Below are 23553 nucleotides of genomic sequence, written 5' to 3'. Positions count from 1 at the left end.
CCGGTTACCCCGTCACCGGGTCGTAGCTGCGCTTGCCGGCGATGAAGGCGATCGGCGTCACCGCGGTGGCGATGTCCGTCTGGTTCAGCTCGGCAAGCGAGGCGAGCAGGCTGGAGCGCGCGGCCAGGTACATGGCCTCCAGGCGCGCAAGCGTGTCCTTGTAGGGTGCGTCTGCGAAACGGGACACAGTGGCTTTCCCGTCGCCCACGTCTTTGGGCATCATGCTGGCCAGGGAGACGCCGACCTGGCGCGCGCTGGCGTAGGCGCTGAACAGCTTCGTAGCGTCAAGCAGTGCTTTCTCCGCCTCCGTGCGCTGGTCGGACGGCTTCGCGTTGGCTGCAGAAAAAGAGGCAGGCAAAGACGACGCGACCTTGTTGAGCTCGCGCACCAGTCCAATCTGGTAGATCGGCAGGTTCAGGACTGCGTCGGGAAGCTCGATCGAGTTCACCCCAAGGGCGGCTCGAACCTCCGCGTTTTCACAGTAAGGCGTCAGTGCCATGCCAAAAGCTCCCGCAAAGGATCAGGTTGCGCTGGGCACGATGGCCAGCTTGCCCGCATTGAGCTGGAGGGCGATGAATGCATCGATCTCGGCCTGCACAGGCTCCACTCCGAACACGACGCCTGTGTGCAAGTGGTGGAGAGGTTGCGTGTGGACGATCACGAGGTCGACGACGTCGCCAATCTCCCAGGCTTTCGCCGGAGCCTTGACTTCGTCTGCGGGGGCCGCGGGCGCTTCGCCCTGAGTTGCCGCTGCGGGAGCGGCTTGTGCTTCGGTCGAGAGTGCTCCTTGGATTTGGAGCGAGCCATCGGCCAGTCCCTGCGCCACTTGGGCTTGCAGCTCCGGCATCGACGACAGGGGTACACCGGAGGTCTCCGGCGCGGCTGCGGCCGGCGCGGCGTGGTCGACGACCGGCTCGGTAGCAGCCGGCTTCAGGGTCAGTGTTGGCTTGTTCTTGGACATTGCGGGGACTACTCCTGGTTCTGGATGGAGAAAGGCGCCGGCCAGCGAACCGACCGGCGCCCTACTGTTGGGTCTGAGCTACTTAGGTGAGCGTCAGGACCTCGAACGCTTCGTCGTACAGGCGGTACAGGAGCTCGCCCTTGTCGACGCGCATGGCGGTCGAGCGCTTCAGGGCGAAGGCTTCAATCGCGCTGTAGGCTGCGGTCAGCGACTTCACGCGGTGCACGCCGTAACGGGTGTCGATACCCATGATCGTGCCGGTGGGCCAGTTCACATCGTCCGTGAGGAAGATGTCCACGTCGCCGTTCCACGAGGCGTTGACCACGTTCTCGTTCGTGTTGATGCGAGCCGAGGTGCCGTTGTCTCCCACCACGACCGGGCGGCCGGTGCGGTTCTGGATCGCGAAGGCGCCGTCGAGGTCGGTCACCACCAGGTTGATGGTGCGCTTGCCGTGGTTGCGGATCAGCCACTTCATCCAGGCCTTCTGAGTCAGCGTGCCGCCGCTGGACGCTGTGTCCAGCGAGCTGGCTGCCACCACCTTGCCTGAGATCGAGGACAGGGCTGCAATGCCGTAGTCGCTGTCGCCGTTCAGGAACGACAGGATGTAGCCGTAAGCCTTCTCGTTGGATTCCACCGCGGCTTGGCGGGCGACGGCCAGGCCGACCAGGTCAAGCGTGGTGCTCTTGAGCGCCTGCTCGGAGATCTCCATGCCGATTGCCCAGCTCGGGATCTTGCGGGCCACGTCCGATGCGGTGATCGTCAGCATGGACTGCGGCAGGGCCAGCTGGCCGACCGGGGCGCTACGAGCCGCTTCCGGGTTGCTGAAGTTCAGCACCGCGCGCTCGAACTTGTCGCCGTTGATGCTGTCGTCGACGGCAATCATGCGCTCCAGGCCCGCGACCGAGGTCTTCAGGTCGGTCGCCAGCTTGTCTTCGATCACGCCCAGGATCACGGCGGGGAACAGGATGCGCGAAGCGGGCACGCCTTCCTTGACGATCGCCGCAGCTTCCTGCTTCGGGTCCATCACGTCGAGCATGGTCGACGGGCGGATGCCGTATTCCTTGTTGCCCTTCACGAAGATGCCGGCCTGCTCGCAAGCCTGCTCGAACGCGGTGCCGTGCTTCTTGGCATCGGTCGGGAACTGGGTGGCGAGGTACTGGGGCACCGTCTGGCCAGCCGCGGCTGCCGCCTTGTACGTGTGCAGCCCAAGGTCGAGCGCCTGCTGGTTGCCAGCTGCGTCGACGTAAACGAGTTCTTTGCCCACTTTATTCTCCTTGTTCTGTGGGTTGGTGATCAGACGCGAGCGATGACGGCGAGTTGGCCGACGGCGCCGGTGCCCTTCAGGGACACGACGCGCCACAGGAACGACAGGGCGTCCTTGGTGGCAGTGGCCTTGCAGACCTTCGGCGGGCCAGGCAGCTTGGTGCCGCGAGCGGTCACCGTGCCGGCCACCACGTAGTCGCCGACAGCGATGGTGCCGGTGCCGGGCGTGCCCTGCAGACCGTCGAGGGTCACCAGCTTTCGGCCTTCTTCCTGGACCGAGCCCAGCTGGAATCCGTCCTGGATGGGACCGGACTCGATCGAGGCAAGGAAGCCTTCGATCTCGTCGCCCACAGCGCACAGGCCAAACTGGCTGTCGCCCTTCAGCTTCACGAACTTGTTGACGTCCGCGTCGGAGAGTTGGTTGGAAGTGCCCGTACCGTCGGCGACTCGAGCAGTGATGTTCGAGTCGTAGGGACGGATGAGCTCGTTGAATTGGAACTTCGCCATTTGTTTTTCTCCTTACTTGTGGCGGGTGGCTGCGATGCGAGCCTGGTGCACCGGGTCAACGGTGGCCTTGCTCTCCTTGTCGGACGACGCCGCCGCGGAGACCGCAGCAACGCCACCCGCCTTGAACTTTCCTTCGAACTGCGTGCGCAGCGTGCTGTGCGCGGCGAGCAGCTCGGCGTCGGTCATCGCAGCCGCGCCGCCGGCCGGGTGGCCCAGGGCAACGCGCAGGCGATCGACCGATGCGACCGTGATCTCGCGCATCGCAGCGTGCGAGGTGACGAGCGCGTCGCTCGCGGCCTTCGCGTCGCGCGCGGCGATCGTCAGGTCGGTGATCTTGGTGTTGGCTTCGGCCAGCTGGCCTTGCAGGTAGGCAACCACGCCGCCGGCCTTCGCTTCGGCATCGGCCTTCTCGGCAGCAGCCTTCGCTTCGGCTTCCGCTTGGTCAGCAGCAGCCTTGTCGGCAGCGGCCTTGTCGGCGGCTTCTTTGGCGGCAGCCTCGGCTGCGGCAGCAGCGGCAGCCTCGGGGTCAACTGCGACGCCGCCTTCGGCGAGTGCAGCGAGCTGGGCTTCGGTGAGTGCGTTTTTCAAGGTTGTTCCTTCTGAATGCGCGCCATACTGGGAAGGTCGTTCGTCATTTGCAATCCCACCCCCAATCTTTTCTTTCGACTTGGCCTTTTGGGCCTTGCCGATCACCTCGTCGAAGGTGCCGATCGCATCGACGAGACCGACTTCGCGCGCGCGCTCGCCGGGGAAGACGCGGCCTTGCGCGAGCTTGGTGTCGGCCACCTGGTAGGTGACGCCGCGGTGGTCGGCCACGTGCTGGACGAACAGGCCGTAGCTGTGATCGACGCTGGCCTGCATCTCCTCCTTGGCAAGTTCGGACAGCGGCTCGTACGGGTTGCCGAGCGCCTTGTACTTGCCGGCACGGATGACAGTGGGCGTGATGCCGACCTTCTCCATCATCTTGCTCATCTCCTGATGCACCATGAGCACGCCTACCGAGCCGGCCTCGGCCGACTTGGAGATCGTGATGTGGCGCGCGCTCGAGCCCAGCGCGTAGGCGGCCGACAGGATGGCGCTGTCGCTGAACGCAGTCACCGGCTTGGCCCTCTTGTCGATGCTCGTGATCAAGTCCGCGGTGTCGAACATGCCGCTCACCGCGCCCCCGCCGGACGCGACGTCCAGCACGATGGACTTGATGGCCGGGTCGGTGGCCGCGTGGACAAGCGCCTGGCGGATCTCCGGGTAGCCGGTGGCGCCGATGTATTCGTTGATCCAGCTCGAGCTGTTGTTGAGCGGGCCCGCGATGCGGATCGTGGCCACGCCGTCCGCCACCGTTAGCAGGCGCGGCAGCTCCTGCGCGTCGCGCTCCATGCCGGCGAAGGCGCCCTGCTTCGGCCGCGCGCCGCCGTTGGCCAGCAGCTCGGAGAACGAGGTGTCCACCATCAGCTTGCGCAGCTGCAGCAGGTAGGTGGCCAGCGAGTCCTCGGTGCCGGCCCACAGGCCCAGTTCAAAAATGTCCATGTTCACTTGACCCGCTTGACGGCGGGCTCCTTGGTCGAAGAGGTGTCGGGCTGCTTGCCCTTGTTGTTCTTGGGCGCGTCCGACGAGGTGCCCTGCTGCAGGGCGCCTGTGTTGCTCTGCGCCGAGGCCGTGTCGACCGCGTTCGGGTCTTGCGCGCCGGCCATGAAGAACGTGCCGCTCAGCTTCGGCGCGCCGGCGGGCGGCAGTTGGCCCGTGATGGCGATGCCGGCCTCCTCGTCGGAGATCAGGCCCAGCGACAGCTGCATCAGGATGCGGCTCTGGCGCATAGCGCGGAATGCCTCGAGCTCGCTGTCCGGCCGCAGGTCCACGCGGTCGAAGCCGAAGACGACGTAGACGTCGTGGCCCAGCAGGCGCACGCCCAGCGTGAGCGCGCGCGATAGGATCGAGTTGACCTTGTTCTGCACGCCCTCGCAGTAGCGCGCGAAGAGTGCGCTCTCGGTAGACGCCACGTTCTGGCTGCCGGAGCCGTGGCCAAGCACCGCCGGCGGCGCCTTCGCGCCGGTGGCCATCTTGGCGTTGTTCATCTCCTGCAGCACTTCCCACTCCTTATTGAGCGTGACGTTGCCGTTGTTCAGGTATTCGAAATCGACAGAGTCGAAGCTGATCAGCGCGTCGTCCGGCTCAAGTCCGTTGACGGTGTTCGCCACGTCCTCGATGTAAGCGAGGGTGAACGCCTTCATCGCCTCGGCGTCTCCGGAGACCTCCGGCGGCATCGAGTTGCGGAACTTCTCGTAGTCGATGACGGCCTTCAGGCGCGGGTGCAGCGCGCGCTTGGTCGTGCGGCGGATGTCGTTGGTGAACTCGGTGTCGGCAAGCACCGACTGGATGGCCGCCTCCATGGGCGAGTCGCTGTACGCGGTCAGCAGGTCCTGGTCGAGCGCCTCGTAGAAGAACGTCGGGATGTCGAGCGAGATGTCGCCGCTCGAGGCCTTCTGCACCGGGTAGGTGTAGCCGGTGTTGTCCTCGAAGAAGTCGATCTGCGAGGTGCTGACCGGCACCAGTCGGTTCGGCAGGCGCGCCTTGTCGAGCACCAGCTCCAGCGAGCACGCCCCTTCGATGCGCAGCTCCTTGGTCAGAGACTCCGCCACCGCGTGGATCGACGACACGCCGCTGAAGCCGTCGGTGTAGTCGGTCAGGTAGTTGAAGCGCGCGATGATTTGCTGCACCGCCGCCGTCGCTTCCGGGTTCGGCGTGCCGTCCTGGTTGCGCGCGACCGCGGTGAAATTGCGCGTCACCACCATGCGCTGGTAGGCCCAGACGCTCGCCGACAAGTCGGGCGAGACCTTGGCCAGGTCGCGGATCGTGGACTTGGTAGACGTGCCGTTGCGCAGCGTCAGCAGGTCAAGGTTCGCGGTGCGCCGGTCGGTCGCCGACAGGCGCTGGTCGCCGTTGGAGGTCTTGCTGCGCTTGGAGAACGACTGCTGCGACTGCGGCTTGGTCGGCACCTTCGGCTCGACGATCGGCGGAAGCTGGCCGGCGGCGCCCTTGAAGACGCCGCGGACTCCGGAGACGATTTTGTTGAGGCCGAAAAGCATGGCCGGCAGACTGGAGGCCGGCTACGCCGAAAACAATCCCCGGGTGGATCAGCCCTTCGCGGCCTGCGCGAGCTCGCGCAGTCGCTCGAGCTTCAGGAGGAGCTCCCTGACCTCTGGCCAGTGCCTACCGTAACAGGCGCGCAGTTCCGCCTCCTTCTCTGGCGGCATTTCGGACACCTTCATCCCATCCCCGTCCCGCTGCGCGCCTGCTCCGACTTGGGCGGCCGCAGCTTGAAGGTGCCCACCATCGGCGCCTGGCCGTAGCCGCGCGAGGCTGCGCCGCGGATCTGCGCGGCCAGCCAGGTGTACAGCAGCGCGTAGTGGAAGTGGTCGTCGCCGTGGCTCGGCTTGTTCCAGATCGACAGCTGCCCGTCCTCCGTCACCTTCTTCGAGCGCTTCGACGCGGTGAGCTGGTCCTTGATGTCCTTGGCGTCCTTCGTGCGCCGGATCTTGATGCGCCCGCCGCGCAGCTCGTCCAGGATCATGTCAAGCGCGGGGTGCTTGTTGACCGAGATCTGGCGCAGCGCCGTCTTGCCCTCGGCCGCGTTCTCCTCGCGCGAGACGGTGTCGTAGATTGCGATGCCCTTCTTCGTCACGAAGTAGGCGGCGAACAGGTTGAAGTCGTGCTCCTGCAGGTTCAGCAGCGTCTCCACGTAGGGCTGCGCATCCAGCACCTTGGAGGTGACCCGGTACTGGCGCGCGAGCTCCGCGTAGCGCCGGCGGAAGTCGCCGATCGGGATCTGCTCGGTGTGCACGATGATGAGCTCGTCGCGCGAGGTGACGCCCGCCACGAACAGGCGGCAGATCAGGCCCATGTCCCCGCCGATCACGTGCGTGTGGAACGGGCTCGAGTCCATCTCGATCATGGCCGCGTCCACGTCCTGCGGCGTGATGCCGCTGTCGGCGTCCTCCGCAGGCAGGCCAAGGCCGAAGTTGATGAAGTCCGCCCAGCGCCCGTAGCCGGTGGAGGCCTGCACCAGGTAGGGCACGTCGATGATGTTGGGCGCATCGAACGGCTGCACCTGGTAGCCGGTCGCGATGTGGTTCTCGGTCGGGTTCTCGATCACCCACTCGCGGTGCTCGGGCTGCAGGCTCGGGATCTTGCCGCAGTGCGGGCACAGCAGCACCGCCTCCTTGTAGCGGATGCGCGCAAGCGTCGACTTCGTGATCCTGCGCAGCTCGTCGTCGTAGCCCGGGATCTTGACGTGGTCCAGGTAGCTCGGGCAGAAGCGGTGCCCGCAATGGTGGCAGCGCACGAAATTCCAGTGCCGGCGGCTGTCCTGGAAGGCCGCGTCGATCGGGCCGCCCGGCACGCTGGGCGTCGAGAGGTAGGCGCGGATCTTGTGCGGCGAGTGCGTCAGGCGCGACTGGAACTGCCCGGCGATCTCCTGGTCGGCGAAGTCGTACTCGTCGTAGATGATGGCGTCCGCCGCCACCGAGATCGCCGCGGTGTCCGAGCTCGCGCCGCGGAAGTAGAGGAAGCCGCCCGAGCCCAGCTGCTTCACCTCCGCCGAGTCCGCGCCCGAGTCGCTCGAGCGCACCGCCGAGCGCAGGAACGGGCTGCCGTTGATGATCGGGTCAAGGCGCGTCTTGACGTAGAGCTTGGCGAACGTCGCCGTCGGGAAGACGTAGATCAGCGAGAAGTTCTGCATGATCGACACCAGGCCAAGCGCCAGGCGCAGCGACGTCTCCGACATCCCAACCTGCGAGCACTTGCGCGTCACGGTGATCTGCGACTCGTCGCTGAGGATCCGTTCCTGAAATTCGTGGTCCTTGAAGCTGTAGGGCTTGCCGTTGATGAAGGTCTCGGTCTCCACCCACTTGGCAAGGTCGCGCCGCGTGAGCTTGCCCGTCGTGGCCATCTTCAGGCGCTGAAGATGCAGGCGCGTGATCTGGTCAGACATCCTTCAACGCCACCTCGTAGCGCTCCAGGAACACGTTCTGGGCCTCTTTCGGCAGCTCCTGCAGGGTGTCGATCAGCGCCGTCTCGATGCGCTTCAGGCGCTCGCTGGTGTAGACCTTGGCCTGCAGCTGCGCGAGCTGCGAGATGATCCCGGCGACCGCGTTGGCGACCTGCGCGCGCTGGTTGGCCGGCGTCTCGTCCTCCTTGAGCACGTTCGCCTGCAGCTGCTGCGTCTGCAGCATCTGCAGCACGAGCTCGCGATTGAGATCGATGTCCTTGAGGTCCTTGACCGGCAACTTCTCGTCGATCAGCGCGCGCAACTCGAGCAGCTGCGTCACCGGCATGCCCGTCAGGTCGATCTGAAGGCTGTGGGTGGCTTGGACTTTGCGAGAAGAGCCTCCGGCCGAAGCCGGAGGGAGTGCGGGAAGGGCCATGAACCGTCCACCTTGAGGTGGCTTCTTGTTGTTGGCCCCGAAACTAGAGCCACGGCCCGGAAATCGTCAATCCCCGGTCAAATCCGGGCGAATTTGACCCGTTTCCAATGAAAAACGCCCCAAATGTGGGGCGTTTCGGTCATTTTTCAGGTGGTTTTGGGGCCGGATTGGGCCTCGACCGGCCCGGTCTGCGCACTCTTCTGGAGGTCAAGTGGTACCTTTGCAGGGGTAGTTCTGCACGATCTGGCGCTCCCACCCCCTCACCGGCTCGATGAAGTACGGGCCCGCCACGAAGCTGGTCAAGGTCGTGCGGCTGCCCCCAGCGTCCTTGAGGTCCATCAGGGCGAAATACGGGCCCTTTCCGACCACGATCTCCGCCCTGCTCTCCTCCGGGATGATGGTCATGTGCGACGCGCCCTGCCCGTCGACCTCCATCTTGCGCGCGTGCTCGTCCCAGAATCGCGCGATCTGCGCGTAGTTGCCGCAGGCGGACGCGTAGCCCACCTGCTCCCCCACTTTGCGGAACTCGCTCTTCGTGTGGACCAGTAGCGGCGGCGCGCAGCCGGTGACCAGGGCGGCAAAAAGGGCGCAGAGGGCCCTCACGCAGACGCCTCCAGATCGTTCGGGTGGAGCACCGTCACCATGAACATGTTTCCGCACAAATTGCACTTCGCGCCACCCAGCATGGCCCCGTGCGGGCAGGTTGCCGGGGTGAAGCTGCTCCATTCCGTCGCCCTCTCGTAGACCTCCTTGAGGTCCTTGAGGTAGTAGCCGTAGCCAGAGGTGGGCTCTTCGCCCACCCTGTGCAGCCAGACGTCGTACTTGGACGTCACGCGTCCTCCCACTTGCCGAACACGTGCCCGATGACCTTGAACTCCTCGCGGATCGGCAGGTGCATGGGGTTCAAAGGCTCCAGCCACGGAGTCCCGCCACCGACAACGTGGTAGATGCGGAACACCATCTCGCCGCTGGCCCTCACCCTGGCAACGACCCTGTCGCCCTCCACCGGCTCGCGCGGTGCGCAGTCGACGAAGATCTTGCTGCCGATCGGGAAGGATCGCGCTGCGCCTGGCGGCGCCGTCATCGCGTTGTCCAGGATCGGAAGGATGTAGCTGTGCTGGCTGCTGGGCACCGGCGACGCCATCCACTCGGTGGATTCGTCGGTCGGGATGTCTCCTAGCTCTGGCGACCAGTCGCCTGCTTGTTCCCAGGTAATCACAGGGAGCACTCCTCTTGGAGTGACTGGTCCTGTGTGAGAGCTGGGCACGTTAATTGCCTCATTCGTTTCTCGCGGAGAAGTGACCGTCCAATTGCGGCGCGAGAAAAAGTCGGGGTAGGCCTTCTTCACTCGGGCGCGCACAGCGGAATCATTCAGCCCGTATTTGCTCATCGCTTCCGGAATGGTCATCGTTCCGCTGACAATGCCTACCACCAGGTCCGATTTACGAAGAGCTTCGGGCGGGCTGAAGTCCTTAGTAGCAATCTTACCCTCGCGTTTTGCCTCGTCATAGCGAGGATCCTTCAGCACGAGCCTGCGCAGTGTCGAAACGTTAACTTTTGCCGCTTCGGCCTGGCTCTTGATGCTCTTTCCGTTGAGGATCACCTCGTCGACGTAGTCCTTTAGTTCACGCATAAAAATATTATGTGGCTTATTTATGACAGTGCACGCACTATACCCGACTGTGCAGTGTGTGTAAAGCTCTTTTTGCGCACAGTGTTGGTTTTTGTGCTAGTCGCGTAGGCGTGCGCCTACAAAGATGTGCACTGTGCAAAAGTTTTGAAAAAACTGGCCGGCGTTTTGGAGGCCTGGAGCCCGCCGCCCGCGTCCCACATCATGAAAAGTGTACCCGTCAACGGCACGGTTACAGACATTTACACTTATCCTGCTCTTTTCACGGTCTTTTGAGGGTTAACCCTTGCACAGAGCATGCACAGTGCCCTATAATGGATGCACAGCGAGGTGATCGGACCCGCTACTAGGTGACTAGTCACCTAATGTTCTTCCCATGGGCCGCGCCTACATCCCGTAGGCGCGTGCTCCACCCTGACAAAGCCACTGTCGTGGCCTAAGGGAGGAGCTTTGCCTGGTGCATATCGCACCGTCGTCTGAGGCACTTATCTCCGAGATAAGTAGCAAAGGAAAGTAAAGGAATTGACCATGTCCAAGTCTGTGATTATCTCTGCTCCGAGCCAAAAGGCGATCAATTCGACGCGCCAAGAACTCGAAAGCGCGACCCTCGCAAACATTGCCGCAGTCATCGGGACCGCTGGCGCGCACCTCGGCGATTTGTCGAGCGCGGCAAAAGCCCTCACGGGCAGCATGACCCGCGCAGTCCTGCGGGTCATCCACAAAGAGACTGTTTCCGACGTTGTCGGGCCGCTGCGCGAAGCCATCGGCAACGCGGGAAAGGGTGCATCGAACCTTTCCACCATCCGATCGGCAGTCATCAAGGTGCGCGTCGCCTTTGGCGAGGGCATGCCCGTGGAGAACGCTGGCAATGCGGGCGACGGCGAACCGGGCCCGCTGGCCCTCAAGATGGAGCGCGTCGCCCTTCCCTTCTGGGAAACCGTCGCCGAAGCCAAAGACGCGGGCGACAAGTGCGTGAAGGTGGCTGTGAATGCTTGCCTGAACTTCACCAGTGAGGGTGCCACGGTCAACCCGGCTGGCCGCGACGAGATGTTCGCCAAGATCAAGGCGGCGTGCGATGAGTTCGCACTGTCCGAGGATTCCTACGGGAAGATCAAGGCGCAGTATTTCAAGGCGCTGACTGCGGCGGTTGGCCAAGCGGCCGCCGATGCTGAAGCGGCCGCAGAGCAGGCAGAGCAGGAAGCGGCGGCCGCCGACGATGCGCAACTGATTGCCGATGAGCAGGCACAGCTGATGGCAGAGCTTGACCTGCTGCGCCAGATTGCCGCCGAGGCGAAGCGCATTTTCGCCAAGGACGACGACGCCGAACTGCTGGCGGAAATGAAGATCACGGACGCCGCCTGACTGGCCAACCCCGACAACGTCAGCGCCGATCGAGAGTCGGCGTGGGAGTTGACGTTGTCGGGGATTTTGCCGTTGTCGGGGCGGTTTGACCCTGATGTTGGCCCCGTCGTTGACGGGGCCCTGGTTTCTCACGCATCAACGAACGAGATCGAGCCATGAAGCAACCTCGACAACTGACCGCGAACGGCAAAGCCAAATCGGCCAGCCCGAACGGCGGGCCGAGAAGCGGCTATGAGGTGGTGGATCGGCGCGGGTTTGTGCACCTGGTCGGTTCGATGGCCACTGCACCGCAGAACGATGCTGCCGTGGTGGACATATCTCCAAGATATGAGGAGCGCGTGAACGGCGTGTGGGTTGCGGCCAGCTCGAAGACCATGCGCGAGATCGCGCGGCTCGACGAGCGCGGGCGCCGCACCTACTTCGCGGTGCGCGTTGGGTTGCTGCGCGAGGTAGCCGGCGACGCCTGGGGCGTCGTTGACGGCGAGGCCTGGCACTGCCCGCGTGAGTACGACCGGGATCGGGACCGCGAGGCCTTCCTGCAAAAGGCGTTGAAGGTGGGATTGCTTTCCATCGGCGGGAGGACCTACAAGCTGCGGGTGCGCGGGGCAAGCCCGCACCAGGGCGGCGACCGGGAAGGCCACAACGGCAGCACCGTTGTCTATGTGCTCACCCGCGCTGCGGGCGAGATCCGAATGACCCACGAGGCCCTGCTCATGAGCATCGAGCAGAACTCGATCTAGGAGATTGACATGGAAATCGAGCACCGCAGCATCCCTGCAATCCGCCTGGACCTGGCCATCGCACGTGAGCGCCTGGCCGCCTACGACCACGACGAGGACCACACGGGCGATCACGACTACTTCGTCGCCTGCAATCGCGTCCAGACCTTCGAGGACGAGCTCTACCTGGCCGAGGCCTACGCCCAGGCCATGGCCGAGCAGGTGGCCCAGAAGTGGATCTACCGCTACGCGCCGGCCTCGACTCCGGTTCAGATTCAAAACTGATTTCAGTCCCGAACTGGGACTGGGTCCGCACTGAGGCCACGACTGGACACGCTGGCGTGCTATTAAAACGATAGCAGTCGGCGCTATCAAATTGATAGCAGAAGTCCCCGAAAAATACCCCCGGGGCCGAATTTTTTCCGATTTTTTGCTCGCGCCGTGCTTGGCGCGAAGGAGAAGTCATGCCCGAACTGTTTGAAGAGCGCGACTTGGCGCACGAGGCCGACATGGAGCGGCTGCGCCGCGAGCAGTTGCGCGCCGACGTCAGCGCCGAGGACGCGCGCGCAGAGACCGCCGACATCTGGGATCGCGAGGACCTCTACGAGGACTACGACGACGCGCCCATGGGCGACCCCGACGAATTCGACGGGGAGTGACGCGTGGCCAAAACCAAGGCGCAGCTGGAGGCCGAGATCGAGCGGCTGCGCAGCGCCCTGATCAGCAAGGCACGCGAGCTCGCATCGCTGCGCAACGAGGCGTTCGACCTGCGCTGGCAGCTGGGCCTCGACAAGCCGCAGGAACCGGCGCCAGACGCGCCGTTCGACCCGCCTGGCCACGTTGGTGTGCCCGGCTACGTGCAGGACCTCCGCGAGCGGCTGAAGGCCGAGCTCGCAGCCAAATCAAAAGGACGACGCCATGCGTGACCGCGCAACGAACCTGTACATCACCCTTGGACCGTCGCCGCTGAACGTGCCGCTGCCGGACGACGACACCCGCTACGCCCCGACAACGTCAATCCCGACCCCAACGCCGGCGCCGACGCTCACGCGCGCCGCCCGGCCGAGCCACCAGCCCATGCTGTCCAGCCGCGAGCGCTACCGGCAAGTGTTCAGCCCGAAACCTGCCCCGACAACGCCAACGGCAAGGCTGCTGCACCGGATCGGCGCATGGATCTCCTCAACGATTCTGTGAGTTCTACCCGGGTGCAAGTGGGCGCTGAAGTGGCACTCAGCTCATACTTTGAAGAGAAAAGTGCCTGAATCCTCAACTCTGACAGGGACTTACGAGTTTCATTTGAAAAAGTGACCTCTTTTTGGGAATGCCACTTCTAAAACTCATTTTCAAGAAATATCTCAACTTCCTCTTCGAAGTTTGAAATCGCTCAACCCACCCCTTGCACAACTCCCCTCCGAGTGCCACTTTTTCCCGCTTCCCAATTGCCACTTTCCTGAGGCGGGACAAGGACTTAACCCACTTGAGCTGCTTGAAATTAAGAGCCTCAAGTGCCACTTCCAGGACCAGGCCCTGACGCCCATCCAGGACCGTTTCGGAAACGCCGAAAGCCCCTCAAGGGGGCATTTGTAACAAACCTGGTTCTGTCCGCGAGTGCCGGTACACCCTACCCCCGCCTGCGTCTGACCCGGTTGTTCAGCTGGGGATTGAACTCGAACGCGACCTCAGTCGCTACTCGCGACTATGCCCACTCCCCGCCCACCTTGCAATCCCCACCCCAATCGGAGGCCCGCATGAGCACCCTACACACCAAAGGCCCGTGGACGGTCATCAACAACCTCCTGGTCGTCGCCCAGATCCCGTGCGAGGGCGGCGAGACGCTCGCTGTCGTGGCCACCGGCTCCACCTCGAGCGGCGGCTGGCGCTACGCGTGCAGCCCAGCCAGCCTGGAGAACGCAGCCAACCTCGCGCTGATGGCCGCCGCGCCAGAGCTGAGCGCCGCCCTGAGCGCCCTTCTCGACCGCTACGTGGCTCTGGCCAACAGCGGGGACGCCGGGAACTGGGACCCCGAGACCGAGGGCGCGGTGAAGGACGCCCGCGCCGCCCTTGCCAAGACTCAACCGGAGACCTGACACCATGAAAACCAACATCTACCCCGCCGGCAACATCAGCGAGACCGCCGTCCACGCCGTGACCCTGCGCTGGGGCGACAGCCTCCCGCACGGCAAGTACTACGCCTACATCTCCGGTTTGCGCGTCTCCGATCCCCTGGGCCGCTGGGGCGCCTACTGCGTGGTCGACGACTTCGGCAACCTTGTCGAGGTGGCCAGGTGAGCGCGCCGCTGCACGACGATTACAAGCGCCTGTCGATACCCGACGGCGCACGCCTTGAGCCCTGCCCGTGCTGCGGGGGAACGCCTGAGCTCTGGCAGTACAGCGTGTCGCCGGACGGACCAGCAACGAAGGCCGTGATGTGCTCCACCAACGAGCCCATCGGGCCGCAAGACGGACTCACGAACGAGGGCTGCCCGCTCTACATGCCGCCGGACTGCCATTACCGCGCGACGATGCGGGAGGCCATCAAGTTCTGGAACGACTTCGCCAAGGCGCTGACGACGATGCGCGCAGCCGCATCCGAAGGCGACTACGAGCGCGATGTCCGCAAGGCCCTCGCCGCCAAGGACAAGTGGGCGGAGTTCATCCCTGAGCTGCGCGGTGGCGTGTCCGCCGAGAACGCCATCGAGATCCTGGGCTTCATGATCGCAGGCGAGAAGGAGCCGAGCGATGCGGAGCTGCAGGCTGTCATTGAACAGCACTGGGGCTACGGCCGCGACGACTTCCTCAGCGTCGCCAGAGCGGTCCTCGCCCGCTTCGGCACGCGACCAGCCGCAGAGCCGTGGAAAGATCATCAGACGGCCGCACTCGTCAACAACCTGCGAGACGTTGCCTTGCAGTACCGCGATGCCCAGCAACTGCGCGAACGCATCTCGCACCTTATCGTCGATGCGGCGCAACATGGGTTTGCCGCAGAGCCCATCCAGAGCGGCAGTGCTGGAGAGGCGGTGGCCGTTGTCGGCGTCGGCAAAGGTGGAGGTGTCGGCGTGGAGTATCTGCCCGGCCTGTACACGCTGCCAGCCGGAACGCAGTTGTTCGCCTCTCGCTCTCCAGCCGCCCTCTCCCGGCAAGCGCCAGCAGCCCCAGCGGAGGCGGCGGATCAGAAGTGCCTGCCCAACGGCATCCGCTACATGCTGCCGCCCCTCAACCTGTCCGGCTACCAACTGCGCGAGGCCATGACGTTCGTAGCGCCTGACGGCACCGACGAGCAGATGGAGCAGGAGGTGTGCATTGCGGAGCGCGACGCGGGCATAGACATGGACGGAGAGCCCTACCCTGCGGGCCTGTGCTGCTGGCTTGCCGAGTACCCCGAGGAAGGATCAATTCCGCTCGATGGCTCGGTGAACTTCGCCGCCCCCACCCCGGCAGAGCCTGCGAAGACGGAGGCGAAGCGGTCGCTTGCCGATTGGCGGCGACTCTACGACAGCCGGCCCGAGAGCATCCTGCGCGGCTACCACTTCACAGAGTTCGTTCGAGTTGGCGAGTTCTTCGATGCCCTCTCCACTCCCCCGACCCCGGAGGCAGAGCCTGCGCAGCAAGACACGAAGCCGGCACCAGCCCTGTGCGGTGACGCACTCGTGGCGCTTTACGACGATGCATTCAATGACGGTGCAGACTCGATCGCCTGCGATCTTGAAGAATCGGTGAAGCAACAGCGGCGCAATGCTGCCATCAACCTTGCGCGTGCTCGACTCGCCACCCCGCCCGCTGAAAAGCAGGCGGCTCCGAGTGGGGAGGGGGAGCACGAACCAGAATGCCTGATGAGCACGGGACGTTCTTTGGAGCTTCCATGGTGCTGCAACTGCGGCCAAATCCGAGCGCGCAAGCTCTCCACCCCTGCCCCTCCAGATACGAAGGGAGCCGACCGTGACCAATGAGGAACTGATTGCATGGCAACGGCGCGAACAGTCGCCCATCGAGAAAGCCCTGCGCCGCGCCTATCAACTGGGACAAACGTACTGGCAGCAAGCCGACAGCGATTCGTACAAGCTAAACCGCCTGTCCGACGAGACGCGGCAGAAGTTCGAGGAACTGGTCGCCGAATCCATCGCCGCCGCACCGCAAGCGCCCTCCGGGCAGCAGGCCGAGCCGATGAGCGAAGGTGCCATCGTGCAAGCCGCCCTTGCCCACAACGTCTCCAGCGACTATGCCGCCTTCCGTGCCGGCGTCCGCTTTGCAGAGAAGGCCCTCGCCGGCCAGCAATCCGAGCGGCGGCCAGCACCAGTAGGGCAGAACTCGCCTTTCAATGCGGTGGCCCGCGCACTTGAGTTGTCCTCTCTGCATGCTGGTTCTGTAGGAATGAATGACCGTGAAGGTGCCGACCATTACCGAAACGAACTTCGATCCCACCTGATGACGTTCATGTACCCCTTTGAGCCCGAGGCCCTCGCAGGAGCACCAGCAGGGCAGGCAGTGGGGGAGCGCATCGACGCGGCGGCAGAAGCACTTTCAAAAGTCCTGGCCTTTGTGAAGATGCCCGCCTACGAAGACGAAGTGAGCCGGGCACTTGCTGGCCTGCGTGCATTGCAGTCCCTCGCAGCCTCCCAGGCCGAGCGGCCAGCGGGAGACTGAACATGGACGCCGATCTGCACCTGGTTCGCCAGTGGATGAACGAGCACGACAAGCAGCTGCTGGCCCTGGCCGAGTGCGTGCACAAGCTGATGGGCGCCGCCGGTGTCCGATGCGAGGACCACGGCATCGACCGCGGCGAGTGGGACGCGCTGCGCGACAGGCTTGACGAGCTCTTCGAATTTCAACTGGGGTTCTCATGACCGACACCAACCCCAAACTGCCGAACGCCGGAAAGGTCTGGCTTGCCGAGGACCTCGAGCAGCTCAAGCGCCTGTTCCGCCAGGGCCTGGACCTGGAGGACATCTGCCTCGAGGTCGGGCGCACCCCATCAGGTGTGCTGGCCAAGCTGTGCGGACTTGGCCTGCTGACGCCGTACGGCAGATACCCGGGCGGCGGCTACCACCGCGTCGAAGCCGACCCGTGGGCGACCGAGGCGCAGGCCCGAGAGATCACCCGCCGCATGCGCGAGACCTGACCCATCAATCTGCTGTCACGCACTCCCGCCCCGACAACGTCATCGACGCTGTCGAGGGCCAACCCCACACCTGAGGAGCTACACATGAAGCGTCTTTGAATCAGCCCGGCTGACCCGGGCCAATTCACCACACCAGGCGACCAGCCCACCTACCCCGCTCAGCGACCTCACGTCGCTGAGTCGTGGCGACACGTTGAGGGCTACGTTGAAAGACCCAGCACGCAGGGATGCAAAGCCCTTGCGCTCGATGGTCGCCTCGATCCATTTGGCCGTGCTCCTGCATGGCCGCGAAATCAATCCCATACCGAGTCAGCGCCACCAACAAGCCTGAGCACAGCGCCGCCCTGGCCGCGCCGTGCAACTTGCATACGGCCGCGACTGACCGATGGGATTCCTCCTCGCCGCCCGCAGTACCGGGCCGAACACCGCCAGCCACGCGTCAAGAGCTGCCCATGCCGCCGGGCAGGAACCCCGGCATCAAACACACGCCCCGCCAACGCCCTTGACGGGGCGTTGGTCGTGGGCACCCCGACAAGGACTACGACCATGAACAAGACCCGCCTCCTGATGCTGGCCGACGCGCTCGAGAAGAGCATCCCGGCTGAAAAGTTCAACCTCGAAAGCTGGCGCCGCGGAACCTACGGATCGGAGACGACCGATGAGCAGCTGGTGCATGGCTGCGGCAGCGCCGGGTGCGCCGTTGGTTGGGCCTGCGCACTGCCCGAGTTCCAGCGGCAGGGCCTGGTCTGGAATGAGCACGGCTTCCCCGAGATCCGCAACAGCGACCACGGGGGATGGGACGCCGTCGAGGCCTTCTTCGCCATCGACGAGGACGACGCCCAATACCTGTTCGACTCCGACAAATACCGGCCGGGCCAGCACACCGACCCGCTGGCGGTGGCTCGGCGCATCCGTGCCTTCGTGGCCGATGGAGACGCATCGTGAGACCCACCCACAAGAAGCGCCTGCTGATGCTGGCCAACGCGCTGGAGACGCGCATCCCCGCCGATCGGTTCGACTTGGCCGACTGGCGCCTGCACGCCGAGGGCCAGTACGAAGAAGAGCGCCGCCGCTACGTCTCCGACCATGAGCTGCTGCACGGTTGTGGCTTCGCCGGCTGCGCCGTTGGATGGGCCTGCGCGCTGCCCGAATTCAACGAGCAGGGCCTGTACTGGGACGGGGCCATGCCCGCTTACCAGCATGGCCCTGAAGGCCCGCTCTTCGGCCACTTCGACGCCGTCAACTGGTTCTTCGGGCTCAAGCAGGAGCACTCAAACCTCCTGTTCGCGGCCGGGTCGTACGAGGGCAAGGCAGGCCCACTCGACGTGGCTCGCCGAATCCGGTTCTTCGTGGCGGCCAGGTCATGAATGCATACCAACCCCTGTGCAGCGCCTGCCGCGCGAACTCGAACAACGTCTTCTTCAAGACCTGTCCGGGCTGCCAGGCGCGCCGCGCCGCCGCGATGGCTGCGTGGCAGAAGAAGCCCGGCATGCCGGCGCTGCCGGCGCCGAGCGTGAACCGGCCGGAGGGCACGACGTGACCATCACCCCTGACGTGATCAGCGATCTGCGCGAGCTCCACAAGAGTGCGACTCCCGGCAAGTGGGCACAGGGCGCAACCTCGCACCACACGGTCGCCTACAACCCGGGCACGACTCGACCAGCCTGCGGCATCGCCGAGTTCACGCACTCCAACGACGCCTCGTTCTGTGACGCGGCGCACGCCTGGCTTCCGGCACTTCTTGACGAGATCGAGCGTCTGCGGGCGATGAAGCCGGTCGCCGTCGTGAGGTCATACACCAACGGAAGCTACCACCGCAACTACAAGTTGGAGTGGCTCACGGACGTGCCAGAGGGTACGCGACTGCTTGCCGAGGTGCCTTGACATGGACCGCCGCAACCGCCGCCCCGACAACGTCAGCGTCTACGCCAGATCGACTGACCGCCAAAACGACATCGAGCCGATCAAGACGGTGAAGGTCGTGCCCTATTCCATCTTCGGGCTCGACTACTACCTGGTCGACGACGCGGTGTACCCGGGCTACGTGCACGGCGACGACGCGTGCGTGTTCCTCGATCGCCCGATGCCCAACAACCTCGCAAGGACAACGACATGATTTCCAAATACCTCAAGCGAATGCTGCGACCCCGGCTTGCGCTGATCCTCGCGGTTCTCGTCCTCCTGGTCGGAGTCGGGCTGATGAAACCCGACCTGAGCACTCTCCCCACCGACTTCGCCTGGCTGGGCGCGCTGCTCGCGCCGGTCAAGGCCTGGATCCTCAGCGCCACCCTGTGCACGTCCAACCTCAACGGCGTCGTGATGGTGATGTTCGGCGCGCTGCTCGGCATCGTCGTCTTCCTGGGGCTCTACCTGCTGCTGTTCCTGGTCCTCAACCGCAAGACAGCCATCACGGAGATCTGACATGAAGGTCCAAACCTCAGCCCTAGCCGGCCGCCCACTTGCCTACGCCGTGGCGCTGGCTGATGGCTACGAGTTCGTTCGGAACCCCGATGACCTGATCCTCATCATGAAGAAGCCGACAGGCGGCTTCTGGGCCTGGTTCGACAACTACGGCATCGAGGACGAGGCCCTCTCGATCATCGAGCGAGAGCGCATCCACCTCTGCCCGATCTTCTACAACGACGCGCCCGCGTGGCAGAGCTGGATCGATCAGAGCGACCAGACGGCCAACTTCGGCCCCACCGCTGCCATCGCCGCCATGCGCTGCTTCGTCGCCTCGCGCCTCGGCGAAGAGGTCGACATCCCCGACGAGCTGCTCCCCGCAGCCTGACCAACCCCCTCATTCCAATTCGAATCATGAAGCACACCCTCATCGCAATCGCCGCCCTCGTCTCCATCTCCGCCTTCGCCACCGGCAACCAGGGGCACCAGCCGCAGGGCAACGGCCACCACGTCGTCATCAAGAACGGCCCGAAGGGCGACCCCGGCGCGCCCGGCGCGCCGGGCCTGAACGGACGGGATGGCCGCGACGGAACGAACGGACGTGACGGAGCAACGGGACCTGCCGGGCCCGCTGGCCGTGATGGCATCGACGGCCAGTCGATCACCGGCCCAGCCGGCCGCGACGGGCGCGACGGCATCGACGGAGCCAACGGGCGAGACGGCATCGACGGCGCGCCCGGCGTCGTGCCGGAAGACGTCGTGACCGTGCAGCAGATGACCGGCGCAGTCGCGCAGTCGAACGCCGCCACCGCCGCGCAGATCAACAGCGTGCGCGGCGAGATCCGCGGCGTCGCGAAGTCCGCCTACTCCGGCGTGGCCGGCGCGCTTGCCCTGCAGATGCCCACCATCAACCCGCACAAGGTCGACGCCCTGGTGATGCGCCTGGGTGTGGGCTCGTACAAGGGCCACTCCGCCGTCGGCATCAGCTTCCGCAAGTCGAACCGCGCCGGCGACCTGTCGTTCACCGGCGGCTTGTCGGTGGGCAGCGGTGGCACGGGCATCGCGCTGGGCGTCGAGAAGTCGTTCTGATCATGACGACCATGGAGTGCACGGCGGCCGACGGCAAGGCAGAGGTCCACAACGTGTACGGGTTGGGGTTGGTGGTGCTCGCCATCGACTTCAACGCCCTGGTGGGCCAGCACAACCACCTCATCAACCTGCTGCAGCAAGCCCAGAACGGGCTGCGCTGGTATCAGGACATGCACCCCGACAACGCCAGCGGCGCAGACGACGAGCTGCACGCCGAGATCGATGCGGCGATCGCCGCGCACCAAGGAGCATCCACATGAACAAGATCCAAGTCACCGCGCAACAGCGCGCCAACGCCCTCGAGGCCCTCAACGTGATGTGGCCGAGCGTGCCCCCAGAGAACGTGGTGCACGACCTGTACACCTGGCGGCAGGGAGAAGGCGGGTACTCCGACGCCCCGACGTGCGGAACCCTTGCCTGCTTCGGCGGCTGGGCCGAGTGGTGGCCGGCATTCCGCGCCCAACTGCCGGATGGAGTCTTCGGATCCTGGAACCGGCTCGCGGAGCTGTTTGGACCCCGCGAAAACGACCACGTCGACGATCTGTTCAACTCCCGTGAAGGTCACGTTGCCGACGACGGCTTCACCGGCACCGACCACGAGCTGGTCACGAATCGCCTGCGCTGGCTCATCGAGAACAGCGAGGTGGTGGAGTGAACCGGGCAATCGAATGCCTCAACAATCGAATCGACAAGCTCCGCGCAGAGCGCGCGTCGGCGCTTCGCAACCTGCAGCAGGTCTGCGAGCACACGAGCCTGGCCGAGTGCGATTACCAGAAGAGTGTGATGACGGACGGCGGCGCCCTGCCGCCCCTGCGCGTCTGCCTCGAATGCGGTATGAGCGAAGAGGGCTGGGGGCCGGGGTACGTCGTGCTGCGAGGCGCCGCCGCTTCGATCTCGCGCAACGAGCTCTACGATAAGCGCGCCGGGTTCCTGATCTGGGATCGCCACAAGGGGCCCCTGCTCCGCCGTGAGGTCACGATCGGTCAGCTCATCGCGAACAGCGAGGCGGTGTGATGCCGAACCAGTGGAACATGCCTGAGGTTCCCTGCGGCCTGTGCGGCACGCCGACCACGATGACCGGCACGAGGCGATGCGATCGGTGCTGGGAGCTCGAGGGCCGGGTCAAGCGCGACCCGGAGATCGCGCTCCGGGTCCTGACCGAGATGGGCGCCCTGCCCGCCGTCGCCTGGCGCCGGTGGAAGGGCAAGTTCAACTGCTACGAGTACACGGACCCGCAGGAGCTTGCCCTCGAGGGCCTGACTGAGCCGAGCGAGTCAGATTGGGAGCCACTGCGATGATCTGGCCCTTCAAGCGTAGACCTCCTCCCCCGACAAGGTCGGAGCGCGCGGCTGCCATGCCGATGCCGCCGTGCGGCAAACCCGTGGAGCACCTCTGGTGGCTGGAAGAGATGGACCTCCCCTGCCCGCGCTGCGCCCGGATCGCAGTGCTCAAGTCCGAGACCGAGCGAGAGGACCGACTCGCCGAGAAGATCGCCGAAGCGGTCGCTCGAAAGCTCAACCCCACCCAATAACAGAGGGGAGCATGACGTAGGCGCGGACAACCCTTGCACGTGAGGACTCTGCGTCGGGAAAGGGGTGCCCCTCAGCACGCGACCCACCCTGACCCGCCTTTCAGCCGGTGCCGCTGGCCACCCTAACGTGCACCGCCAGCACCCAACAACCTGAGGGCTGTCTTGCAAGACAGCCCTTTCTCTTTTGGAGATCGACATGAAGTTCTCTCACCTGATAGAAACCCGCCGCGGCACCGTGACCGTCTTCCGCCGCATCCATCGTCACCCGGTGCGCTGACATGGCACCCGACATCGAAACCATGACCGACCACGAACGCGAGGCGTTCTGGATCACCAACCTGCGCGCCGCCCTGGCCATGATGATGCTGAAGGCCGAGCGCGAGGTGAGCCTCAGCACCTGGGGTAACGACTGCGGAACCCTCGCCTGCTTCGGCGGATGGCTGCCGTACGACGAGCACTTCAAGGCTCTGGGCGTCACCACCCACCCCTTCAACAACGCGCCGCATATCGACGGCGTGGGCCGGGCGTTCGACGTGGCGGATTACCTGTTCGGTGACTTCGACATCTTCGACCACCGCACGGCGCGCGAGCACGAGCTTGACTGGCTGTCCGACCGCGACATCGTCATCCGCCGCATCACCAACCGCATGCGCCAACTGGGCGCGGAGGCCTGACATGAGCTTCGCAACCAACCTGGCGCGCGACATCCTGGATATGCAGGACGAGCTTGAGTCGCTGAGCTACGAGAACGCCCTTCTGCGGGAGCGCGTCGGCAGATACGAGTCCGAGCAGACGGAGCGCTTCCACAGCAGCCGACGCCACATGGGGGAGATCCTCACGGCGCTGATCGACCCCGACAGCGGCATCAACAAGACGGCGCGCATTGTCGAGCGCGCGAGACTTGCCGGGATCGCGGAGGCGTGATGACCGAGCCCAACTACCACAGCCAGGGCTACTCGGCGCGCAGCAACGGCGCCCAGCCCTGGGATTGCCCGCACCCCCACGACAGCAAGGCCGCCCGCGAGTGGCACCGCGGCTGGGAGGACTGCGACTGGATGGACTTCACCGACGATGACGAGGACTGACATGGAACTGAAGCACCTGTACGAGATGACCAGCCTCGAGCGCTACAACTTCTGGCGCACCAACCTGCTCGAGGCCCAGAAGTTCTGGGCCACCGTCAACCCCGACAACGTCGATCTCTGCGATTGGCGCGACCCCGAAGGCGAGGAACTGGACGAGATCGTGGACTACAGCACGCCGCCCTCGTGCGGCACGCTCGCCTGCTTCGGTGGCTGGCTGCCCTGGGCGCCGTATTTCGCCGAGATGGGGGTCCGGCAGAACCCCGGGCGAGGCACCCCCGAGATCGGCGCCGGCGAGCGATACGAGTGCGGCAGCAACGTCGCCAAGTATCTGTTCGGCGAGTGGTATCTGTTCGACTCGCGAGAGAGCAGGGAGGGCGGCACTGACCACGCCGTTGCGGCCACGCGGATCGCGAACCGGCTTGCCGAGGTCGAGCGCGTGATCGACGAGTTGACCCGCCCGGAGGCCTGAA

At 64.9% G+C, this 23553-nt stretch carries 40 protein-coding genes; 29 read left to right on the top strand and 11 right to left on the bottom strand.

The genetic code is table 11. The features are described 5' to 3' along the window. Positions 1-4: 4 nt before the first annotated feature. The 11 genes from E5CHR_RS14910 to E5CHR_RS14860 form a co-directional block, all read right to left on the bottom strand. On the bottom strand, positions 5-499 hold the full coding sequence (locus tag E5CHR_RS14910) for a hypothetical protein (protein WP_162580568.1): 495 nt from the start codon (positions 497-499) through the stop codon (positions 5-7). 21 nt (positions 500-520) lie between these two features. Next, the gene (locus tag E5CHR_RS14905; RefSeq protein WP_162580567.1) at positions 521-961 is read right to left on the bottom strand and encodes a hypothetical protein; all 441 of its coding nucleotides are present in this window, start codon (positions 959-961) and stop codon (positions 521-523) included. Positions 962-1043: 82 nt separating this feature from the next. After that, on the bottom strand, positions 1044-2225 hold the full coding sequence (locus E5CHR_RS14900; protein ID WP_162580566.1) for a hypothetical protein: 1182 nt from the start codon (positions 2223-2225) through the stop codon (positions 1044-1046). Positions 2226-2254: 29 nt separating this feature from the next. Further along, positions 2255-2731 carry a hypothetical protein gene (locus tag E5CHR_RS14895; RefSeq protein ID WP_162580565.1) on the bottom strand — a complete coding sequence of 159 codons (477 nt, stop codon included), beginning with the start codon at positions 2729-2731 and terminating at the stop codon, positions 2255-2257. A 12-nt stretch (positions 2732-2743) separates the two neighbouring features. Further along, positions 2744-4255, bottom strand: coding sequence for a S49 family peptidase (locus tag E5CHR_RS14890; protein WP_162580564.1), 1512 nt, complete (start codon positions 4253-4255; stop codon positions 2744-2746). A 2-nt stretch (positions 4256-4257) separates the two neighbouring features. Next, positions 4258-5811 (bottom strand): hypothetical protein, encoded by a 1554-nt coding sequence (locus E5CHR_RS14885; RefSeq protein ID WP_162580563.1) that lies wholly within the window; start codon positions 5809-5811, stop codon positions 4258-4260. 179 nt (positions 5812-5990) lie between these two features. Then, complete coding sequence (locus E5CHR_RS14880) at positions 5991-7715, bottom strand: phage terminase large subunit family protein (RefSeq protein ID WP_162580562.1); 1725 nt, start codon at positions 7713-7715, stop codon at positions 5991-5993. Continuing rightward, positions 7708-8148 carry a hypothetical protein gene (locus E5CHR_RS14875; protein ID WP_162580561.1) on the bottom strand — a complete coding sequence of 147 codons (441 nt, stop codon included), beginning with the start codon at positions 8146-8148 and terminating at the stop codon, positions 7708-7710. Before E5CHR_RS14875 ends, E5CHR_RS14880 begins: the two co-directional genes overlap by 8 nt. Before the next feature lie 207 nt (positions 8149-8355). Next, positions 8356-8751, bottom strand: coding sequence for a hypothetical protein (locus E5CHR_RS14870; protein ID WP_162580560.1), 396 nt, complete (start codon positions 8749-8751; stop codon positions 8356-8358). Next, positions 8748-8981, bottom strand: a complete 234-nt coding sequence (locus E5CHR_RS14865) for a hypothetical protein (RefSeq protein ID WP_162580559.1) — start codon at positions 8979-8981, stop codon at positions 8748-8750. Before E5CHR_RS14865 ends, E5CHR_RS14870 begins: the two co-directional genes overlap by 4 nt. Continuing rightward, entirely contained in the window at positions 8978-9781 is an 804-nt protein-coding gene (locus E5CHR_RS14860; protein ID WP_162580558.1) for a LexA family protein, read from the bottom strand. Before E5CHR_RS14860 ends, E5CHR_RS14865 begins: the two co-directional genes overlap by 4 nt. A 525-nt stretch (positions 9782-10306) precedes the next feature. Between E5CHR_RS14860 and E5CHR_RS14855 the strand changes: the two genes are divergently transcribed. The 29 genes from E5CHR_RS14855 (at position 10307) to E5CHR_RS14715 (ending at position 23552) form a co-directional block, all read left to right on the top strand. Next, a complete protein-coding gene (locus tag E5CHR_RS14855) occupies positions 10307-11140 on the top strand; it encodes a hypothetical protein (protein WP_162580557.1) in 834 nt (277 codons plus the stop codon). Between the two features lie 155 nt (positions 11141-11295). Then, positions 11296-11880: a hypothetical protein gene (locus tag E5CHR_RS14850; RefSeq protein ID WP_162580556.1), complete on the top strand. Its 585-nt coding sequence runs from the start codon at positions 11296-11298 to the stop codon at positions 11878-11880. A gap of 9 nt (positions 11881-11889) precedes the next feature. Further along, positions 11890-12144 (top strand): hypothetical protein, encoded by a 255-nt coding sequence (locus tag E5CHR_RS14845; RefSeq protein ID WP_162580555.1) that lies wholly within the window; start codon positions 11890-11892, stop codon positions 12142-12144. A gap of 179 nt (positions 12145-12323) precedes the next feature. Next, positions 12324-12518, top strand: a complete 195-nt coding sequence (locus tag E5CHR_RS14840) for a hypothetical protein (RefSeq protein WP_162580554.1) — start codon at positions 12324-12326, stop codon at positions 12516-12518. 3 nt (positions 12519-12521) lie between these two features. Continuing rightward, positions 12522-12785: a hypothetical protein gene (locus tag E5CHR_RS14835; RefSeq protein WP_162580553.1), complete on the top strand. Its 264-nt coding sequence runs from the start codon at positions 12522-12524 to the stop codon at positions 12783-12785. Beyond that, complete coding sequence (locus tag E5CHR_RS14830; protein WP_162580552.1) at positions 12778-13053, top strand: hypothetical protein; 276 nt, start codon at positions 12778-12780, stop codon at positions 13051-13053. Before E5CHR_RS14835 ends, E5CHR_RS14830 begins: the two co-directional genes overlap by 8 nt. Positions 13054-13607: 554 nt before the next feature. Beyond that, on the top strand, positions 13608-13946 hold the full coding sequence (locus tag E5CHR_RS14825; protein WP_162580551.1) for a hypothetical protein: 339 nt from the start codon (positions 13608-13610) through the stop codon (positions 13944-13946). A 4-nt stretch (positions 13947-13950) separates the two neighbouring features. Further along, positions 13951-14148, top strand: coding sequence for a hypothetical protein (locus tag E5CHR_RS14820; RefSeq protein ID WP_162580550.1), 198 nt, complete (start codon positions 13951-13953; stop codon positions 14146-14148). Next, positions 14145-15806, top strand: coding sequence for a hypothetical protein (locus E5CHR_RS14815; RefSeq protein WP_162580549.1), 1662 nt, complete (start codon positions 14145-14147; stop codon positions 15804-15806). The genes E5CHR_RS14820 and E5CHR_RS14815 overlap by 4 nt, the downstream gene beginning before the upstream one ends. Next, entirely contained in the window at positions 15796-16500 is a 705-nt protein-coding gene (locus E5CHR_RS14810; protein ID WP_162580548.1) for a hypothetical protein, read from the top strand. Before E5CHR_RS14815 ends, E5CHR_RS14810 begins: the two co-directional genes overlap by 11 nt. Before the next feature lie 2 nt (positions 16501-16502). Next, positions 16503-16700: a hypothetical protein gene (locus E5CHR_RS14805; protein ID WP_162580547.1), complete on the top strand. Its 198-nt coding sequence runs from the start codon at positions 16503-16505 to the stop codon at positions 16698-16700. Further along, positions 16697-16975 (top strand): hypothetical protein, encoded by a 279-nt coding sequence (locus tag E5CHR_RS14800; RefSeq protein ID WP_162580546.1) that lies wholly within the window; start codon positions 16697-16699, stop codon positions 16973-16975. The genes E5CHR_RS14805 and E5CHR_RS14800 overlap by 4 nt, the downstream gene beginning before the upstream one ends. 546 nt (positions 16976-17521) lie before the next feature. After that, positions 17522-17920: a hypothetical protein gene (locus E5CHR_RS14795; protein ID WP_162580545.1), complete on the top strand. Its 399-nt coding sequence runs from the start codon at positions 17522-17524 to the stop codon at positions 17918-17920. Continuing rightward, positions 17917-18342 (top strand): hypothetical protein, encoded by a 426-nt coding sequence (locus E5CHR_RS14790; protein WP_162580544.1) that lies wholly within the window; start codon positions 17917-17919, stop codon positions 18340-18342. Before E5CHR_RS14795 ends, E5CHR_RS14790 begins: the two co-directional genes overlap by 4 nt. Next, the gene (locus E5CHR_RS14785; RefSeq protein ID WP_162580543.1) at positions 18339-18515 is read left to right on the top strand and encodes a hypothetical protein; all 177 of its coding nucleotides are present in this window, start codon (positions 18339-18341) and stop codon (positions 18513-18515) included. Before E5CHR_RS14790 ends, E5CHR_RS14785 begins: the two co-directional genes overlap by 4 nt. Next, positions 18512-18859, top strand: a complete 348-nt coding sequence (locus E5CHR_RS14780; protein ID WP_162580542.1) for a hypothetical protein — start codon at positions 18512-18514, stop codon at positions 18857-18859. Before E5CHR_RS14785 ends, E5CHR_RS14780 begins: the two co-directional genes overlap by 4 nt. A 1-nt stretch (position 18860) precedes the next feature. Continuing rightward, positions 18861-19091 (top strand): hypothetical protein, encoded by a 231-nt coding sequence (locus E5CHR_RS14775; RefSeq protein WP_162580541.1) that lies wholly within the window; start codon positions 18861-18863, stop codon positions 19089-19091. Continuing rightward, a complete protein-coding gene (locus E5CHR_RS14770) occupies positions 19088-19396 on the top strand; it encodes a hypothetical protein (RefSeq protein ID WP_162580540.1) in 309 nt (102 codons plus the stop codon). The genes E5CHR_RS14775 and E5CHR_RS14770 overlap by 4 nt, the downstream gene beginning before the upstream one ends. Position 19397: 1 nt before the next feature. Beyond that, positions 19398-19766, top strand: coding sequence for a phage protein NinX family protein (locus E5CHR_RS14765; protein WP_162580539.1), 369 nt, complete (start codon positions 19398-19400; stop codon positions 19764-19766). 26 nt (positions 19767-19792) lie between these two features. Further along, the gene (locus E5CHR_RS14760; protein ID WP_162580538.1) at positions 19793-20467 is read left to right on the top strand and encodes a YadA-like family protein; all 675 of its coding nucleotides are present in this window, start codon (positions 19793-19795) and stop codon (positions 20465-20467) included. 2 nt (positions 20468-20469) lie between these two features. Next, entirely contained in the window at positions 20470-20727 is a 258-nt protein-coding gene (locus E5CHR_RS14755; protein WP_162580537.1) for a hypothetical protein, read from the top strand. After that, on the top strand, positions 20724-21122 hold the full coding sequence (locus tag E5CHR_RS14750) for a hypothetical protein (protein ID WP_162580536.1): 399 nt from the start codon (positions 20724-20726) through the stop codon (positions 21120-21122). Before E5CHR_RS14755 ends, E5CHR_RS14750 begins: the two co-directional genes overlap by 4 nt. Then, the gene (locus tag E5CHR_RS14745) at positions 21119-21481 is read left to right on the top strand and encodes a hypothetical protein (protein ID WP_162580535.1); all 363 of its coding nucleotides are present in this window, start codon (positions 21119-21121) and stop codon (positions 21479-21481) included. The genes E5CHR_RS14750 and E5CHR_RS14745 overlap by 4 nt, the downstream gene beginning before the upstream one ends. A gap of 17 nt (positions 21482-21498) precedes the next feature. Beyond that, positions 21499-21765: a hypothetical protein gene (locus E5CHR_RS14740; RefSeq protein ID WP_162580534.1), complete on the top strand. Its 267-nt coding sequence runs from the start codon at positions 21499-21501 to the stop codon at positions 21763-21765. A gap of 56 nt (positions 21766-21821) precedes the next feature. Beyond that, the gene (locus E5CHR_RS14735) at positions 21822-21998 is read left to right on the top strand and encodes a hypothetical protein (RefSeq protein ID WP_162580533.1); all 177 of its coding nucleotides are present in this window, start codon (positions 21822-21824) and stop codon (positions 21996-21998) included. 278 nt (positions 21999-22276) lie between these two features. After that, positions 22277-22672 (top strand): hypothetical protein, encoded by a 396-nt coding sequence (locus E5CHR_RS14730; RefSeq protein ID WP_162580532.1) that lies wholly within the window; start codon positions 22277-22279, stop codon positions 22670-22672. Between the two features lies 1 nt (position 22673). Further along, complete coding sequence (locus tag E5CHR_RS14725) at positions 22674-22922, top strand: hypothetical protein (RefSeq protein ID WP_162580531.1); 249 nt, start codon at positions 22674-22676, stop codon at positions 22920-22922. Then, entirely contained in the window at positions 22922-23083 is a 162-nt protein-coding gene (locus E5CHR_RS14720) for an Rmf/CrpP family protein (RefSeq protein ID WP_162580530.1), read from the top strand. The genes E5CHR_RS14725 and E5CHR_RS14720 overlap by 1 nt, the downstream gene beginning before the upstream one ends. A 1-nt stretch (position 23084) precedes the next feature. Then, positions 23085-23552: a hypothetical protein gene (locus tag E5CHR_RS14715; RefSeq protein WP_162580529.1), complete on the top strand. Its 468-nt coding sequence runs from the start codon at positions 23085-23087 to the stop codon at positions 23550-23552. The last annotated feature ends 1 nt before the right edge of the window (position 23553 follow it).

The sequence above is a fragment of the Variovorax sp. PBS-H4 genome (assembly GCF_901827205.1).
In the GTDB taxonomy this organism is placed as follows: domain Bacteria; phylum Pseudomonadota; class Gammaproteobacteria; order Burkholderiales; family Burkholderiaceae_C; genus Variovorax.
Note: the sequence above shows the minus strand (reverse complement) of the source record. Positions and strands in the feature narration are given on the sequence as shown.

Coding starts and splice junctions, on each gene's coding strand:
- E5CHR_RS14795 (WP_162580545.1), top strand. CDS start 17,522: ATGAACAAGACCCGCCTCCTGATGCTGGCCGACGCGCTCGAGAAGAGC.
- E5CHR_RS14875 (WP_162580561.1), bottom strand. CDS start 8,148: ATGGCCCTTCCCGCACTCCCTCCGGCTTCGGCCGGAGGCTCTTCTCGC.
- E5CHR_RS14740 (WP_162580534.1), top strand. CDS start 21,499: ATGCCTGAGGTTCCCTGCGGCCTGTGCGGCACGCCGACCACGATGACC.
- E5CHR_RS14785 (WP_162580543.1), top strand. CDS start 18,339: ATGAATGCATACCAACCCCTGTGCAGCGCCTGCCGCGCGAACTCGAAC.
- E5CHR_RS14890 (WP_162580564.1), bottom strand. CDS start 4,255: ATGGACATTTTTGAACTGGGCCTGTGGGCCGGCACCGAGGACTCGCTG.
- E5CHR_RS14755 (WP_162580537.1), top strand. CDS start 20,470: ATGACGACCATGGAGTGCACGGCGGCCGACGGCAAGGCAGAGGTCCAC.
- E5CHR_RS14725 (WP_162580531.1), top strand. CDS start 22,674: ATGAGCTTCGCAACCAACCTGGCGCGCGACATCCTGGATATGCAGGAC.
- E5CHR_RS14735 (WP_162580533.1), top strand. CDS start 21,822: ATGCCGATGCCGCCGTGCGGCAAACCCGTGGAGCACCTCTGGTGGCTG.
- E5CHR_RS14850 (WP_162580556.1), top strand. CDS start 11,296: ATGAAGCAACCTCGACAACTGACCGCGAACGGCAAAGCCAAATCGGCC.
- E5CHR_RS14845 (WP_162580555.1), top strand. CDS start 11,890: ATGGAAATCGAGCACCGCAGCATCCCTGCAATCCGCCTGGACCTGGCC.
- E5CHR_RS14770 (WP_162580540.1), top strand. CDS start 19,088: ATGATTTCCAAATACCTCAAGCGAATGCTGCGACCCCGGCTTGCGCTG.
- E5CHR_RS14765 (WP_162580539.1), top strand. CDS start 19,398: ATGAAGGTCCAAACCTCAGCCCTAGCCGGCCGCCCACTTGCCTACGCC.
- E5CHR_RS14830 (WP_162580552.1), top strand. CDS start 12,778: ATGCGTGACCGCGCAACGAACCTGTACATCACCCTTGGACCGTCGCCG.
- E5CHR_RS14855 (WP_162580557.1), top strand. CDS start 10,307: ATGTCCAAGTCTGTGATTATCTCTGCTCCGAGCCAAAAGGCGATCAAT.
- E5CHR_RS14910 (WP_162580568.1), bottom strand. CDS start 499: ATGGCACTGACGCCTTACTGTGAAAACGCGGAGGTTCGAGCCGCCCTT.
- E5CHR_RS14760 (WP_162580538.1), top strand. CDS start 19,793: ATGAAGCACACCCTCATCGCAATCGCCGCCCTCGTCTCCATCTCCGCC.
- E5CHR_RS14800 (WP_162580546.1), top strand. CDS start 16,697: ATGACCGACACCAACCCCAAACTGCCGAACGCCGGAAAGGTCTGGCTT.
- E5CHR_RS14750 (WP_162580536.1), top strand. CDS start 20,724: ATGAACAAGATCCAAGTCACCGCGCAACAGCGCGCCAACGCCCTCGAG.
- E5CHR_RS14905 (WP_162580567.1), bottom strand. CDS start 961: ATGTCCAAGAACAAGCCAACACTGACCCTGAAGCCGGCTGCTACCGAG.
- E5CHR_RS14885 (WP_162580563.1), bottom strand. CDS start 5,811: ATGCTTTTCGGCCTCAACAAAATCGTCTCCGGAGTCCGCGGCGTCTTC.
- E5CHR_RS14860 (WP_162580558.1), bottom strand. CDS start 9,781: ATGCGTGAACTAAAGGACTACGTCGACGAGGTGATCCTCAACGGAAAG.
- E5CHR_RS14820 (WP_162580550.1), top strand. CDS start 13,951: ATGAAAACCAACATCTACCCCGCCGGCAACATCAGCGAGACCGCCGTC.
- E5CHR_RS14775 (WP_162580541.1), top strand. CDS start 18,861: ATGGACCGCCGCAACCGCCGCCCCGACAACGTCAGCGTCTACGCCAGA.
- E5CHR_RS14730 (WP_162580532.1), top strand. CDS start 22,277: ATGGCACCCGACATCGAAACCATGACCGACCACGAACGCGAGGCGTTC.
- E5CHR_RS14825 (WP_162580551.1), top strand. CDS start 13,608: ATGAGCACCCTACACACCAAAGGCCCGTGGACGGTCATCAACAACCTC.
- E5CHR_RS14805 (WP_162580547.1), top strand. CDS start 16,503: ATGGACGCCGATCTGCACCTGGTTCGCCAGTGGATGAACGAGCACGAC.
- E5CHR_RS14720 (WP_162580530.1), top strand. CDS start 22,922: ATGACCGAGCCCAACTACCACAGCCAGGGCTACTCGGCGCGCAGCAAC.
- E5CHR_RS14715 (WP_162580529.1), top strand. CDS start 23,085: ATGGAACTGAAGCACCTGTACGAGATGACCAGCCTCGAGCGCTACAAC.
- E5CHR_RS14880 (WP_162580562.1), bottom strand. CDS start 7,715: ATGTCTGACCAGATCACGCGCCTGCATCTTCAGCGCCTGAAGATGGCC.
- E5CHR_RS14840 (WP_162580554.1), top strand. CDS start 12,324: ATGCCCGAACTGTTTGAAGAGCGCGACTTGGCGCACGAGGCCGACATG.
- E5CHR_RS14895 (WP_162580565.1), bottom strand. CDS start 2,731: ATGGCGAAGTTCCAATTCAACGAGCTCATCCGTCCCTACGACTCGAAC.